The sequence below is a fragment of the Amycolatopsis sp. NPDC026612 genome (assembly GCF_040638285.1).
Taxonomy (GTDB): domain Bacteria; phylum Actinomycetota; class Actinomycetes; order Mycobacteriales; family Pseudonocardiaceae; genus Amycolatopsis.
In genome coordinates, this window is sequence record NZ_JBEZYB010000010.1 from 39,338 (window position 1) to 52,936 (window position 13,599).

General features: G+C 70.4%; 11 protein-coding genes. 5 read left to right on the top strand and 6 right to left on the bottom strand.

Annotation, left to right across the window (positions count from 1 at the left end; translation table 11 throughout):
* Positions 1-27: 27 nt before the first annotated feature.
* Positions 28-1,479 carry an MFS transporter gene (locus AB0F15_RS13080; RefSeq protein ID WP_360269530.1) on the bottom strand — a complete coding sequence of 484 codons (1,452 nt, stop codon included), beginning with the start codon at positions 1,477-1,479 and terminating at the stop codon, positions 28-30.
* A gap of 291 nt (positions 1,480-1,770) precedes the next feature.
* The gene (locus AB0F15_RS13085) at positions 1,771-4,515 is read right to left on the bottom strand and encodes a BTAD domain-containing putative transcriptional regulator (protein ID WP_360269531.1); all 2,745 of its coding nucleotides are present in this window, start codon (positions 4,513-4,515) and stop codon (positions 1,771-1,773) included.
* Positions 4,516-4,581: 66 nt separating this feature from the next.
* Here AB0F15_RS13085 and AB0F15_RS13090 point away from each other — a divergent pair, with 66 nt between their 5' ends.
* The 4 genes from AB0F15_RS13090 to AB0F15_RS13105 all read left to right on the top strand — a co-directional run bounded on the left by AB0F15_RS13090 (position 4,582) and on the right by AB0F15_RS13105 (position 7,802).
* Positions 4,582-5,130: a hypothetical protein gene (locus tag AB0F15_RS13090; RefSeq protein ID WP_360269532.1), complete on the top strand. Its 549-nt coding sequence runs from the start codon at positions 4,582-4,584 to the stop codon at positions 5,128-5,130.
* A gap of 188 nt (positions 5,131-5,318) precedes the next feature.
* The gene (locus AB0F15_RS13095; protein ID WP_360269534.1) at positions 5,319-5,717 is read left to right on the top strand and encodes a hypothetical protein; all 399 of its coding nucleotides are present in this window, start codon (positions 5,319-5,321) and stop codon (positions 5,715-5,717) included.
* Positions 5,718-6,479: 762 nt separating this feature from the next.
* Positions 6,480-6,938, top strand: coding sequence for an N-acetyltransferase (locus AB0F15_RS13100; RefSeq protein WP_360269536.1), 459 nt, complete (start codon positions 6,480-6,482; stop codon positions 6,936-6,938).
* Positions 6,939-7,061: 123 nt separating this feature from the next.
* Complete coding sequence (locus AB0F15_RS13105) at positions 7,062-7,802, top strand: ribonuclease activity regulator RraA (RefSeq protein WP_360269538.1); 741 nt, start codon at positions 7,062-7,064, stop codon at positions 7,800-7,802.
* 9 nt (positions 7,803-7,811) lie between these two features.
* On the opposite strand, the gene AB0F15_RS13110 is transcribed toward AB0F15_RS13105, so the two are convergent.
* The 4 genes from AB0F15_RS13110 to AB0F15_RS13125 form a co-directional block, all read right to left on the bottom strand.
* Entirely contained in the window at positions 7,812-9,824 is a 2,013-nt protein-coding gene (locus AB0F15_RS13110) for an ABC transporter permease subunit (RefSeq protein WP_360269539.1), read from the bottom strand.
* Entirely contained in the window at positions 9,821-11,245 is a 1,425-nt protein-coding gene (locus AB0F15_RS13115; protein WP_360269540.1) for an extracellular solute-binding protein, read from the bottom strand. Before AB0F15_RS13115 ends, AB0F15_RS13110 begins: the two co-directional genes overlap by 4 nt.
* A gap of 95 nt (positions 11,246-11,340) precedes the next feature.
* Entirely contained in the window at positions 11,341-11,556 is a 216-nt protein-coding gene (locus AB0F15_RS13120; protein ID WP_360269541.1) for a hypothetical protein, read from the bottom strand.
* A gap of 47 nt (positions 11,557-11,603) precedes the next feature.
* Complete coding sequence (locus AB0F15_RS13125; RefSeq protein ID WP_360269543.1) at positions 11,604-12,353, bottom strand: FCD domain-containing protein; 750 nt, start codon at positions 12,351-12,353, stop codon at positions 11,604-11,606.
* 72 nt (positions 12,354-12,425) lie between these two features.
* Here AB0F15_RS13125 and AB0F15_RS13130 point away from each other — a divergent pair, with 72 nt between their 5' ends.
* On the top strand, positions 12,426-13,583 hold the full coding sequence (locus AB0F15_RS13130; protein WP_360269544.1) for a mandelate racemase/muconate lactonizing enzyme family protein: 1,158 nt from the start codon (positions 12,426-12,428) through the stop codon (positions 13,581-13,583).
* Positions 13,584-13,599 lie beyond the last annotated feature (16 nt).

Consider the following 13,599-nt stretch of genomic DNA (forward strand, 5'->3'; position numbering starts at 1 on the left):
CCGGCCGCCCGGCCGGTTCCCGGCCGCTCAGTGCGGGCGGGGCACCGCCGTCAGGTTCCCGCGGCGGCCCCGCCGCAACAACGCGAGCGCGACGACCACCCCGGCCACCCCGATCGCGGCGCAGGCGGCCATGCCCGCGTGGAACCCGGCGAGCGCGCCGTCCGGCCCCGGCGTCGCCGCGATGTTCGTCGCGATGATCGTCGAAACCACCGCCACGCCGAGCGCCCCGCCGACCTGGAACGCGGCCACGTTGATCCCGGACGCGATGCCGGCGTCCGCCGGGGTCGCGCCGGTCAGGGCCGCCGCCGTCAGCGCGACCGGGCCGACGCCGAGCCCGAGGCCGAACACGACCAGTCCGGGGAACACCGTCGTCAGGTAGCCGGCACCGGGTGAGATACCGATCAGCAGGGCGCTGCCGACCGCGAGCAGCACGAACGCGGTGACGGCCAGCGGGCGGACAGCGCGGTGCACCAAGGCCTTCTGCGCGGCGTACGCACCGATGACCGAGGCGATCGGCATCACCGACTGGCTCAGCCCGAACCGGATCGGCGTGTAGCCCAGCACGCCCAGGGAGTACTGGGAAAGCACGACGGACAAGCCGAAGGCGAGCATGGCGGTCAGTGCGGTCAGCACGTTGCCGCCGAGCACGGTGGGCGACCGGAACAGCCGCGCGGGCAGCATCGGCGCCGCCGACCGCCGGTCGACCGCGATCGTCACCCCGGTCAGCGCCAGGAAGACCACCGTGAGGCCGACGACGGGGAAACTGGTCCAGCCGAGTCCGGGCGCTTCGACGAGCAGGTACACCAGCAGGCCGAGTGACGCGGTGCTGAGGACCGCGCCCGCGACGCCGAGCGTGCGGTGCGCCGAGGCGTCCCGGCTTTCCCGCAGCAGCACCGGGCTCAGCACCAGCATGAGCAGCGCCACCGGCACGTTGACGAAGAACAGCGACGGCCAGCCGAACCAGCCGAGCAGCGCGCCGCCGAGCAGCAGGCCGATCGTGGCCCCCATCGCGGCGATCCCGGACCACGCGGCCAGCGCCCGGTTCCGTTCGCGGCCCTCGGGGAACATGTCGGTGAGGATCGAGAGCGCCGTCGGGGCCATCAACGCGGCCGATACGCCGTGCAAGGCCCGCGCGGCCAGCAGCAGCGGGCCGGCCGTGGCGAGCGCGGACAGCACCGAGACGAGCAGGAACAGCGCGGTGCCGAGCATGAACACCTTGCGGCGCCCCAGCAGGTCGGCGGCCCGGCCGCCCAGCAGGAGCAGCCCACCGAAGGTGAGCAGGTTGCCGGACAGGATCCACTGCGCCTCGACCGGCGACAGCCCCAGATCCGCGGCGATGAGCGGGACACCCATGATGACGCTCTGGGCGTCGAGGATCACCATGAAGTTGGCGGTGCAGAGCAGGATGAGCGCCGCCCACCGGCGGGGGTCCGCGGGGCGAGCGGCCGAGTCCGGCCGCGCCGATTCTGCGAGGGTCATCCGCGCTCCTTGTGCCGATCCACTCGGGTGGGTCTCGACCGTACGAATCAGGAGGCGACCGGCTCTTCTCCCCCGCTGCGGAATGCTCCCCCGGAGCGCCGGGACGTCCGTCGCGGCCGCTGTGGTCCGGCACAGCCGGGCCCGTCGCACCGGGTGACCGGAGCCGGGCCGCAGCCCTCGAAGCAGGCAGGCCCCGGCCGGTGCTCAGCACCCGCTGGTCAGGGAGAGCGCGTATGGCGCGCTCGCGCCGCGTTGCGCCTGCATTCGCCGCCCTCCCAGGCACGGCTGTCTTCACGCAGGCACGTAGTCGGCGAGCCGCTCCTGTAACCGGGCGTGGCGGAACTGGTAGACCGCACCGACCTGACGCAGCACGCCGCGGCGGTGCGCGTCGTCGAGGAAAGCCATGAACCGCAGGGGAATCTGGCCACGAGCGGCCAGCCACAACCGCGTGCAGCCGAACGCACCCCACGCCCGTGACAGACAGACGCTGAGCCCGACGGCCAGCCCGAACAGACCGCCCGCCACCACCGCGTGGGCTACGCTGGACATGTCCTGGATCACCCGGCCGCCGATCAGCGCCCCGGCGACGCCGTACGCGACAGTGCCGGGCTTCGGCGCGAAATACCGGCCGAGCAGGGCGGCGGCGATGCCGCCAGCCACGCTCAGTACCAGGTCGAAGCTGCTGTCCAGGATCTGGACGGTCGGCTCGTCCTGAGTGAGGCGCAGCGCGAGGCCGTAGAACAGGCCCATCGACACCGTGAACGCCAACGTGAACGACAAGGCGGCGGCGCGATCCTGACGCAATACGGTGTCAGGGCTGGACACCCGGTTGACGTCCAGCGGAGTGCCCAGCCAGACGTGCACGCCGACGGCCAAGCCGAACACCACCGCGACGAGCCCGATGACCCCGATCGGCAGCGACCAGCCGAAGCCGAGGCAGGTCCCGGTCGTGGCGCCGACCGCGAACCGGCGCGCGAACCGGCCGGAGATCCCGGTGAAGGTCGCCTCGACCCGCTGTGGACCTGGTCGGCGGCCGATGCTGTGCGTGACGAGGCCGGCGGCGCCGCCGGAGACGCCGTAAATCACCGCGGTGACCGGGTCGGCGGCCAGCAAACCGGTGAGCACGAACAGCAACGCCGGCGGCAGACCGAGGTAGAGGCCAACGACGAAACGCGGCACCGCCTGGTCCAGCCGCCACCAGGCAAGGTCGCGGGTGCGGTCCCGTTCGAGCCGCCGGGCGAGGAAGGACAACCAGCGCTCGACGTGCTCCGGGTTGTAGTCGCGCGGCCGGGCGAGCCGGGCCGGCGGGGACGGCCGGCGCGTGTACACGGAGGGAAGGTACGTGTCGAGCAGGTGCCGTTCGATGGCCGCACGGTCGGAAAACCGTGCGGTGTCGCAGAGTTCGCCGGGGTCGGTGGCCGGGTCTGCGTAGGCGCTTCGGGCCAGGTCGACCATCAACGGGGTGCGCAGTGCCTGGGCCAGTACCCCGGCCGGCTCCTGTCGCAGCCGCTCGACCAGCGGATGCCAGCGGGTCTCGCCAGGACGTCGACGCGCGGTCAGGAACTCGACGGCGTCCTCGATCTCCACCGGTTCGATCTCCACCACGGCGGCCCTGACCAGGAACGAGCCCGCCGCCCGCACCGCGAGCTCGTACTCGGCCCCGCGACAGGTCACCACCAGCGGCCGGCCGGCGCCGACGGCCTGGTCGAGGGCGTCGATCGCGGCCGTATGCAGGCCGGGCGACGTCTCGTCCAGCCCGTCCAACACGGGGATGACCCGGCCTTCGAGCACCAGACGCAGCCCGGCATCCGGGCCATAGATGGCGGTGTTGGCCAGCCCCGGGTACTCCTCGACCAGCCGCCGGGCCAGCCAGGCGTCCAAGTGCTCGTGATGCGGATTCCACGACGCCATCGTCAGCAGCACCGGCACCGGCTCGCCCGGCGGGAGGTCGGCGAGCAGGCCGAGGGTGAGCAGGATGGCCAGCACCGACTTGCCGGCGCCGGGCTCGCCCAGCACCACCAGCTGCCGCGACGGGACCTGGCGGAACTTGGCCACCACGTCGGTCAGGTCGCCGCTGAGGACCAACCGCTCCGGGCCGTAGCCGGGAGGGTCACCCAGCACCGCCGACGCCGCGGCCGCCACCTCGCGTTCGGTGCTCGACCAGCGCAGCGGCACCGGCTTCGGCCGCCGCAGCGACCGCATCTCGGCCTCGGCCGTCCACTGCCGGGCGATTGCTGCCGCAAGCTCCTTGGCCGCGCGGTCCAGGCCGTCGGTAGCGGCTGGTTTCGCGCGCCGCGGCCGGTTCTCGCCGCGGAGGATACGTTCGTGCAGTTCACAGACGTCTGCGCCGGGGTCCACGCCCAGCTCCTCGGCCAGTCTGACGCGCAGCTGCTGGAACACCTTGAGCGCGTCGGCCTGCCGGCCGGCGCGGTCGAGGGCGAGCATGAGCTGGGCGTGCGGCCGTTCTCGCAGCGGGTTCTCGGCCACGACCTCGGCCAGTTCGTCGATGACCGCGCGGTGCTGCCCCAACGCGAACTGCCAATCCACGCACGACTCGAACGCGTCCAGGCGCTGCTCGTCCAGCCGCGCCGCGCGCCCGGCCAGCACGCCGGCGGCGAGCCCATCGAGGGCCGGGCCACGCCACAACTTCAGCGCCGTCCGGATCTCGCGCACTCCGTCGCGCAGCGCGCCCTCGTTGGCCAGCCGTCGTGCCTCGGTGACGTGCTTGGTGAACCGCAGCAGGTCGAGCTGCTCGTCAGTGACGACGAGCCGATAGCCCGGGCCGTCGGTGACGATCAGCCGCTGCTCGGTGTCGGCCAGCCGGTCCCGCAACGCCGACACGCAGTTCTGCACCTGCTTGGTCGCGGTCGCCGGCGGCTCGTCGTCCCACGTCGACTCGATCAGCCGCGTCATCGGCACGACCGCGCCCGGAGCCAGCAGCAGCGTCGCCAGCACCCGTTGGTGCCGGGTGCCCGGCAGCGCCAGCCGCCCCTGAGCTGTCCAGATCTCCAGTGTTCCCAGAACGCAGAAGTCCATCGGCTCCCTCCCCCAAGTCGCACTTTAGCGCATTGACCTGCGGGAGGACGGCGACATGACAAGGCGATGACGGTTCTCGGCAGCGTGGTGCTCGTTCGGTCACCCGCACCGGTGGTGATCGAATCGAAGGGAGAAGTGCATATGTCCAGGATTCGCTCCGCGGTGGCTCTTGCGGCCACGGTGGCCGGTGTCGCCACCGGCACCGTGCTGGCACCGTCGGCCGGCGCCGCCTCCGCGGCTGACCCGACGTGGGCGGCAGCCGCCTCCGGCTCGGGCACCTCAGCAGCACCATCCGCGCTCGCGGCGGATCCCAGAACCAGATTCGAGCCCCTCAGGTACGGCGCGAGCTACGCCCTTGGCTACATACGCTGGCACGCGCGGGGTGTCGACGTCGACTATTCGATCAAAGCCTATGGCTGCCGCACGCTGTGGGCGTTCGGCTACGACCACAACGACGTTCTGCGCGGATTCAACTACCGGACGGTGTGCGACACGACCAAAACCGACACCATGGATGTGCCGGTGGACGTCCCAGGAGGCGCGTCAAGGGTCTTGCTCCAATTCGACGACGAGACCGGGGCCACCCGCGACTGGGAGAGCTACCCACACCCGTGACCGGAGTACCGCACCCGGCTCCCCGGCCGGAACGCCGCGAAAGCCGGCAACAAGCAGACTCCCCACAGTGGCAGGGCATTGCCGATCAGCGTGCAGCCAATCTCACAAGAAACGGATGGTTACTCATCATGGTTGAACTTCTCGACAAGCCGTCAGCACCGCGACGCGTGAGGAAGGCCGGGGTTGTCTTGGCCGCGGTAGCAGCCTCGGCCGCCACGCTCTTCGCCGCAGCCCCGGCGGCCAGCGCCGCCCCGGCCGGCCAAGTGGCGACCAGCTCCAGCACCGCTGCCCACAGCGCCGCCGAAGAGGCCGCGATCGACTTCCCCCACACGACCTACTTGTACGCGCGTTCCGCTCTGGTCGAGGGCTTCCTGTACACCGACACGTGCGTGCGCATCTACGCCTCCACGTACGCGGGCCCCAGCCGTCGGCTCGACCGCAAGAGCACCAGCCTGAAATGCGTGGACAGCAAGATCCACATCGAACTCGAAGCGAACATCCCCGGCGGGGCCGACAGGGTCCTGTTCGAGGTGCGGGACGCCGCCGGGAACCTCATCGCGTCGTGGTGGGAGCCCCCGCAGAGCTGAGCACTGATCGTGCGGGGACACCGTTTGTCGTGTTCACTCGACACCGCCCGCTCTGCGCCGCCTGTCAGCAGCGGTAGGTGCGGGCCGCGTGCGGTACCCCGCCGCAGATCATCCGCGGCGGGGTACCGGCCCTCAGCTCACGCTGTCTCCCACGCGCACACGGGTTCTCAGGGAAGCTGCGCCAGGGTCCGGATCTGCTCCACCGGATCGGTGCCGCCGGCACGGTCGGCGCCCGGGCGACCGTATCGATCGCGCCGGCTGTCGTGCATCGCCCGGACCATGGCGCCGAGGCGAGCCAGCACACGCGCGGCTCGCCGCCGGTCCCGTTCACCCAGGGCTTCGAGCGTGCCACCGCCACCCGCGGAATCCGGACGGCGATCGAGGACAGGGCGGTATGAGCGGCTTCGAACAGGTCGAGACCACTGGCATGACCGAACGGGTCGCTCTCATCCGGCGACGCCGCTTCCGGCCAGTAGTTCTCATCCGCGTTCCACATATGCGATGCAGGTCGTCCGGTCATCCAGCACCAGCCGGTAGACACCTTTCTTGGAACCACCACGCAGCCGTTCCGCCGAAACCAGTGCACGCTCCCCGAACGCCGCTCGCACCACACCGGACAGTTCACCCGTGCCGAGCTGCCCCCCGGATCTCGACCATTTCCGCAGCCCACATCGGCCGGCAGCGCAAGCCGACGCCCAGTCTTGGTAGCCGCCGATGGAAACTCGGGTGCAGGTGGTCTGGTCAGCCCATAAGATCCCGGCCATGATCTCGGATGAATTCGTGCCTGCCGGGTTCGAACCGCCGACCTCGCTCGCCACCCGCCAGTTCCGTCTCGAACCGCTGGGGCCGCAGCACAACCAGGCCGATCATGCCGCCTGGATGTCGAGCATCGAGCACATCCGCGCCACTCCCGGCTATCCCGACGGTGACTGGCCACCGCGCCACGGCATGACGCTCGAGCAGAACCTCGCCGACCTTCGCCGCCACGCCGACCACTTCACGCGTGGAGCCGGTTTCACCTTCACTGTCCTCGACCCGGCCGGCAACGACGTCATCGGTTGCGTCTACTTGTATCCCTCGGCCTCCGAGGAGTGGGACGTCACGGTGCAGTCCTGGGTGCGGGCCGACAGAGCGGTCCTCGACCCGGCCGTCGCCGATGCTGTCGCACGCTGGCTCACCACCGACTGGCCCTGGAAGCGTGTGGATCGCTGCGGTCGCTGACTCCCCTCAGGTGACCGGGGCCTGTTCGCGCGCTCGCATGACATCGCGGATGCACCTTCGCCGGACTACGCTCGGATCGAGGTCGACAGGCACGGTCAGCGCGGATCCGAGGGAGCCACCGACGTGGTCGAGACGCACGACATCGTCCGCCCGCCCGCCGAACTCAGTGCGGCTCTCGCGGCCATCGGCAGCGCCACGGCCAGTGGCGAGCTCAGCCGCCTGGGCATCCGCAGCGCGTTCATCCGCGGCCCGGTTTCGGTGACCCCCGGCGTGCGCGTCGCCGGGCCGGCGCTGACACTGCAGTTCATGCCCAAGCGGGAAGACCTCTACCCCGTCGACGAGTACGAAGAACCGGAGAACCAGCTGCACCGGCACGTCATGTACCACGCCCGGCCCGGCGACATGATCGTCGTCGACGCGCGTGGCGACATGACCAGTGGCGTGTTCGGCGAGATGATGCTGACCTACTTCCGGGGCCGCGGCGGCGCCGGCGTGGTGATCGACGGCTGCCTGCGCGACATCGGCGAGGCCAAGCAGCTCGGCCTCGGGCTGTGGATCCGGGGCGCCACGCCGAACTTCCACGCCCAGACCGGCATCGTCCCGGCCGCCGTCAACGTGCCGGTGGCGTGCGGTGGCACGCTCGTCGAGCCGGGCGACATCGTCGTCGCCGACGACGACGGGGCGGTCGTGGTGCCGGTCAAGCTCGCGCCGGCCCTGGTGGCGGCCGCTCGGGATCACGCGGAATGGGAGGAGTTCTCCCGGATCCGGCTGTCCGAAGGCGGTGACCTGCGGCGGTACTACCCGCTGTCGGACGAGGCCCGGCCCGAGTACGAGCGGTGGCGCGCCGAGCGGAGCCGGGACTGACGGGCGTGCTCACCCCTTCACGGCCCCCGCAGTGAGGCCCTCGGTCAGGAACCGCTGCCCGAACCCGTACATGAGCACGACCGGGATGCTGATCAGCAGCGAAGCCGCGGCCAGCTGCCCCTGCGGCACGACGTCGCCGAAGATCATCGACTGCATACCGACGGGCAGCGTCTTGTAGTCGTCCTTGGTGATGAACACGAAGGCGAACAGGAACTCGTTCCACGCGTTGGTGAGCGTGAACAGCGCGACCGCGAGCAGCCCCGGCTTGGCCAGCGGCAGCACGATCCGGCGGAACGCCCCGAACCGCGTGCAGCCGTCGACCAGCGCGGCCTCCTCGAGGTCGGCCGGGATCGACTTGAAGTAGCCGACGAGCAGCCACGTCGCGAACGGCAGGGTGAACGTCGGGTAGGCGAGCACGAGCGACCACAACGAGTCGTTGAGCCCGATCCCGCTCATCAGCTGGTACAGCGGGATGAACAGCAGCGCGCCCGGCATCACGTAGGTGAGCAGGATCGTCACCGTGAAGCTCTCCGAGCCCCGGAACTTCAGCCGGGCCAGTGCGTAGCCGGCCAATGCCGCGCAGACCACGGCGATCACGGTGGACGCCACCGACACCAGGATCGTGTTGACGTACCAGGTGCCGAACGCCCGCCCGGTGAACAGGTTGGTGAACTGCTCGGTGCTCCACGGGGTCGGCCAGAGGTCGTCGGTGCGCGCGACGATCTGGTCGTCGGACTTGAACGCCGTGACCGTCATCCAGTAGAGCGGGGCGAGCACGAAGCCCAGCAAGCCCACGAGCGCGACTCCGCTGCCGGTGCCGCCGACCAGGCGGGCGGCCGGCCGGTTGCCCCGCGTCGCGAGCACGGAGACGACCCGGCCGACGGCGGCCGCCAGCACCACGAACACGCCCAGCACGAGCGCGGCCTTCCAGACGATCTGCGGGGACGCCCAGACCAGCACGATCACCGAGGCCACGACGATCACCCACGGCAGCGCCTTGCGCTGAGCGGGAGTCAGTGACCTGCCCCGCCCGAGGCCGGCCGCGCCCGGCAGGTCGCTGCGGCGCATCATCCGCACGAGGATCACCACGAGCACGGCGATGACCGGCAGCATCACCAGCGTGACCGCGGCGCCCGCGCCCAGCTGCAGCTGCTGGATGGCCTTCGAGTAGGCCACCATCACGTACGGGGCGGTGGCGTCTCCAGGGCCGCCCTGGGTCATCAGCCAGATCAGGTCGAAGTTGTTGAACGTCCAGATCGACGACAGCAGCACCGTCACGATCATGACGGGACGCAGCCCCGGCAACGTGATGTGCACGAAGCGCTGCCACGGCGAGGCGCCGTCCACCATGGCCGCCTCGTGGAGACCGCTGTCGATGGCCTTGAGCCCGGCGAGGAACGTCACCGTGAAGAACGGGATGCCCTTCCAGACGTTGACCAGGATGACGGCCGGCATCGCGAGCGCGGGATCGGACAGCCACTCGGCGGGCCACTTGTCGACGAGCCCGATCGCGGCGAGCCCGGGGCCGATCCCGGAGTCGGTGAGCAGGACGTTGACGCTGCCGAAGATCGGGTCGAGCAACGACCGCCAGGTGAAGGCCGTGACCACCGTCGGGATCACCCACGGCAGCAGGATCATCCCGGCGATGATCGCCTTGCCGCGACGCAGGTGGTGCAGCATCAGCGCCGCGATGAGTCCGAAGGTCACCTTGAAGATCTCGGCGTACGCGGTGAAGACGAACGAGTTGAGCACGCCCTTGTGGAACAGGGCGTCGTCGACGAGGGCGGTGTAGTTGTCCAGCCCGACGAAGACCGTCTCCGCGCCGTGGCGTTCCGTGGCGCTGGTGAAGATCGAGCTGACGATCGGGACCAGGATCAGGCCGGCGACCAGCAGCAGCGTCGGCCCGATGAACACCGCGGCGAGGCGCCAGTCACGCCCGAACCGCCGCTGCGCTCGCGTGAGCGAGGACGACGCGCCCGGCGCCGGGCGGACCGGCGCCGGACGCGGACGCAGGGTGGTCACTGCCGGTAGCCCTGCTGCTCGAAGATCTGGACGATCCGGCCGTGGGTCGCGGCGACGGCATCGGCCGGCCGGGTGCCCTGGATGACCGACTGCATCATGTCGGTCAGCAGGTACGCGGCGGTGGCGGCCTGCTCGCCGGGGCTCGGGGTCTGGGGGAACGCGTAGCCGGTCTTGGTGGTCACCGGGAGCTGCGCGCGGGTCTGCTCCCGCAACGCGGCGAAGGCCGGATCACCGCTCGTGTAGTACGGGTCGGAGTCCCACACCTTGCTCCACGACGGGTTGACCAGGCACGGTGCTTCCTTCGCGACCCCGAGCAGCGCGCTGCCGCCGACCATGAACTTCGCCACCAGCTTCGCGAGAGCCGGGTTCTTCGCTCCCTTGAACACGACGAACGAGTTGGACTCGCCGTACGCGAGCGGCCGGTCGAGCGCCGGTCCGGTGGCGCCGTTGAACGGGTGCGTGTTGGCGTAGACCGGGTTCTTCTTGGTCTTCGAGTCGGCGTAGACGCTGTACTGGTTGAGCGTGAGCCCCAGGATCTGGGCCAGCCAGTTCTCGTTGTTGCTCGAGTCGGTCCAGCTGCCGATCCCGGGTGGCAGCATCGGCTTGTACTTCGGGTTCGTGTAGATGTCGCCGATGAACGCGACGGCCTCGACGGTCTCCGGCGAGTTGAACACCACCTTCGTGCCGGTGTTGTCCGCGATCGCCCCGCCGTAGGTGTTGATGACGTTCGCGATGAAGCCGTTGGCGTCGCCGGAGCGGTTCACCGTGAGCCCCCAGCCGAAGCGCCGCTTCGCCGGGTCGGAGACGGCCAACGCGTTGTCGCGCAGCTCTTCCCACGAGTAGTGGGGCTTGAGCGGGAGACCCTTTTCCTGGTACCAGTCCTTGCGCAGGTACATCGCGGACGCGATGAAGTGGTACGGGATCGCGAACCAGCGCCCGTCGAACACGCAGTAGTCGTTCGCCTCGGTCGCGGGTTCTCCGTAGAGCGCTTTCATTTCCTGGACCACGTCGGTGACGTCGGTGAGGGCGCCGAGGTTGTGGAGCTGGCCGACGAACCGCCGGTCGCTCATGAAGGCCAGATCGCGGTTGGTGCCCGCCTTCACCTCGGCGTCCATCTTCGCGACCATGTCGCCGGCGTCGCCGGAGACCAGGTCGTTGCGGATCGTGGTGCCGGTGGCCTGCGCGAACACCTGCAGCGACTTGTCCAGCGCCTTGTTGGCGGCCTCCGAGTACAGCTTCTGCGAGAGCATCCCCACCGACCCGCCGCGGAGCGCGGCGGCCTGGTCGAGCAGCGCCTGGGGCACTTGGACGTCGACCTGCGGCGCGGGTGCGGGGCCGCTCGCGCATCCGGCGAGGCCCAGCACGCCCAGCGCGCTCACCCCGAGGAACGTGCGCCTCGACAGATCCGTTTTCTCTTCCATGACAACTCCTCTCGCGTCCGATCGAGCGGACGCGTACCGACGGGGCGACGGTGCAACCGGCGGGACAGCGAGGCGAGCGCCGCGCTGCGGGTCGTTCATGCGGCGAAGGACGCCGAACTGCTGATGCGTTGTCCTGGCAGGGGTTCGGGGCCGCCCGCGAAGGCGGACGCGTGGTGGTGGCCGAGGGCGCTTCCGGCCGGGACCGGCTCGCGCGCGGGGTCCGGCTCGCGCGCGGGGTCCGGCTCGCGCGCGGGGTCCGGAGGTGGGCCGATCAGCCCCGGCCGGATCGCCGGGATCGCCGGTGCTGCCATGCCTCGTCCGTCCTCGTCATCGGTGCGGAACTCGGTCGTGCAGTGCGCTAACGCCGCCGCGGGGCGGCCCGCTTGCTTCGCTGCTCCTTCTCCGCGAGGAGCGTGGAGTAGTTGTTGCTCAGGTGCTTGCGCATCGCCGCGCGGGCGCCCGAGGGATCGCGCGCCACGAGCGCCTCGTAGATCTCCGTGTGCTGGGCGGTGGCGCGGTGCAGCCCGGCCGGTGCCTCGTTGGTGAGGCGCCGGCTGGCCGTGCCCAGCCAGCGCGCGGAGTACATGATCCGGTCGAGGATGCGGTTGTCGGCCGCCCGGCAGATCTCCATGTGGAATTCGTGGTCGACCTCGAGGTAGGCCTCGGGATCCGCTTCGAGCGCCGACATGCGGGCGATTTCGCCGGAGAGCCGCGCCAGCGTCTCGTCGGTGATGCTGGCCGCGGCCATCGCGGCGAGTTCGGGCTCGAGCAGTACGCGCATCTGGTGCAGTTCCTGCAACAGCTCGTCGACGATCTCCGTGGGCAGCCACTCGATCAGCAACGGGCTCAGGTAGTCCCATTCCGCGCGGGGGCGCACGACGACGCGGCGGCCCTGCGCGACGTCGACGATGTCGAGCGAGGCGAGGATCTTGAGCGTCTCCCGCGCCACCACGCGGGACACCCGGAACTCCTGGGTGATTTCGAGTTCGGACGGGGCCCGGGCGCCCTCGATGCCGCCGCTGACGATGCGCCGGGTCAGGTGGGCCGCCACCTGCACCGGGAGGGTCCGGACCTTGACAGCATCCGGAGACTCTTGTCTCCTTGGCATCTCATCAGCTTATCGGACAAGTTGGACCTCACGTTAGTCCGTTCATCTGCATGACCCTGCGGCGGGAGAGCAATGCGGATCGTGAACGTCACGACGGCGGTGGTGAGCTACCACGGTCAGGCCACGCTGGTGCGGATCGACACCGACGAGGGTCTCAGCGGGTTCGGCGAGGCCAATCCCGATGCCGGCGCGGGCGCCGTCGTCGGCATGATCAAGGACCTGACCCCGCTGCTGATCGGCGAGGACCCGCGCAACGTCGAGCGGTGCTGGGAAAAGCTGCGCCGCGGCAAGGTTTTCGCGGGCCCTCAGGGCGGCGTGTTCGTCATCGCCCTGTCCGGGATCGAGCTCGCGCTGTGGGACCTCGCGGGCAAGGCGGCGGGCCAGCCGGTCTACCGGCTGCTCGGCGGCAAGTTCCGCGACCGGATCCGCCTCTACGCCGACTGCGGCGACGGCGACGACCCGGCGGGCTCGATCGCCGGGTGCGTCGACCGGGCCCACCGGATGGTCGCCGAAGGCTTCACCGCCCTCAAGTTCGACATCGACGACCTGCACCACCCGGCCAAGTTCGACGCCTTCAACCACACGATCAACGCCGCCGAGCTGCGCTCGATGGCCGACCGGGTGGCGGCCGTCCGGGACGCGATCGGCCCGGACGTCGACCTGGCCATCGACCTGCACGCCCGCTACGACGTGCCGAGCGCGTGCCGGATCTCGTGGGAGCTCGAGCCGTTTCACCTGATGTGGCTCGAGGAGCCGCTACCGGCGGAGAACGTCGACGCCCTGGTGCGGGTGCGCGCGCAGACCCGCACGCCGATCTGCGCGGGCGAAAACCTCTACCTGCGCTGGGGATTCCGCGAACTGCTCGAACGCGGCGCCGTGGACGTCATCGAGCCGGACGTGCCCAAGTGCGGCGGTCTCGCCGAGGCCAAGAAGATCGCCAACCTCGCGGAGCTGCACTACATCCCCTTCGCACCCCACCTGGTGTCGACGCCGCTGGGCACGATGGCCACGTCCCACCAGTGCGCGGCGATCCCCAACTTCTTCGTCCAGGAATGGCACGCCCTCGAGGAACGCGCGGTGTGGGACAGCTACGTCCACGCCCCCGACGGAAGCGGCTCGATCGTCAAGGACGGCTACATCACGCTGCCCGACACCCCTGGCATCGGCGTGGAACTCGACATGGACGGCGTCCGGGCCCACGCCGTCGCGGGCTACGGAGTGTTCGAGTAGCGGAGCAGTCGCGGCG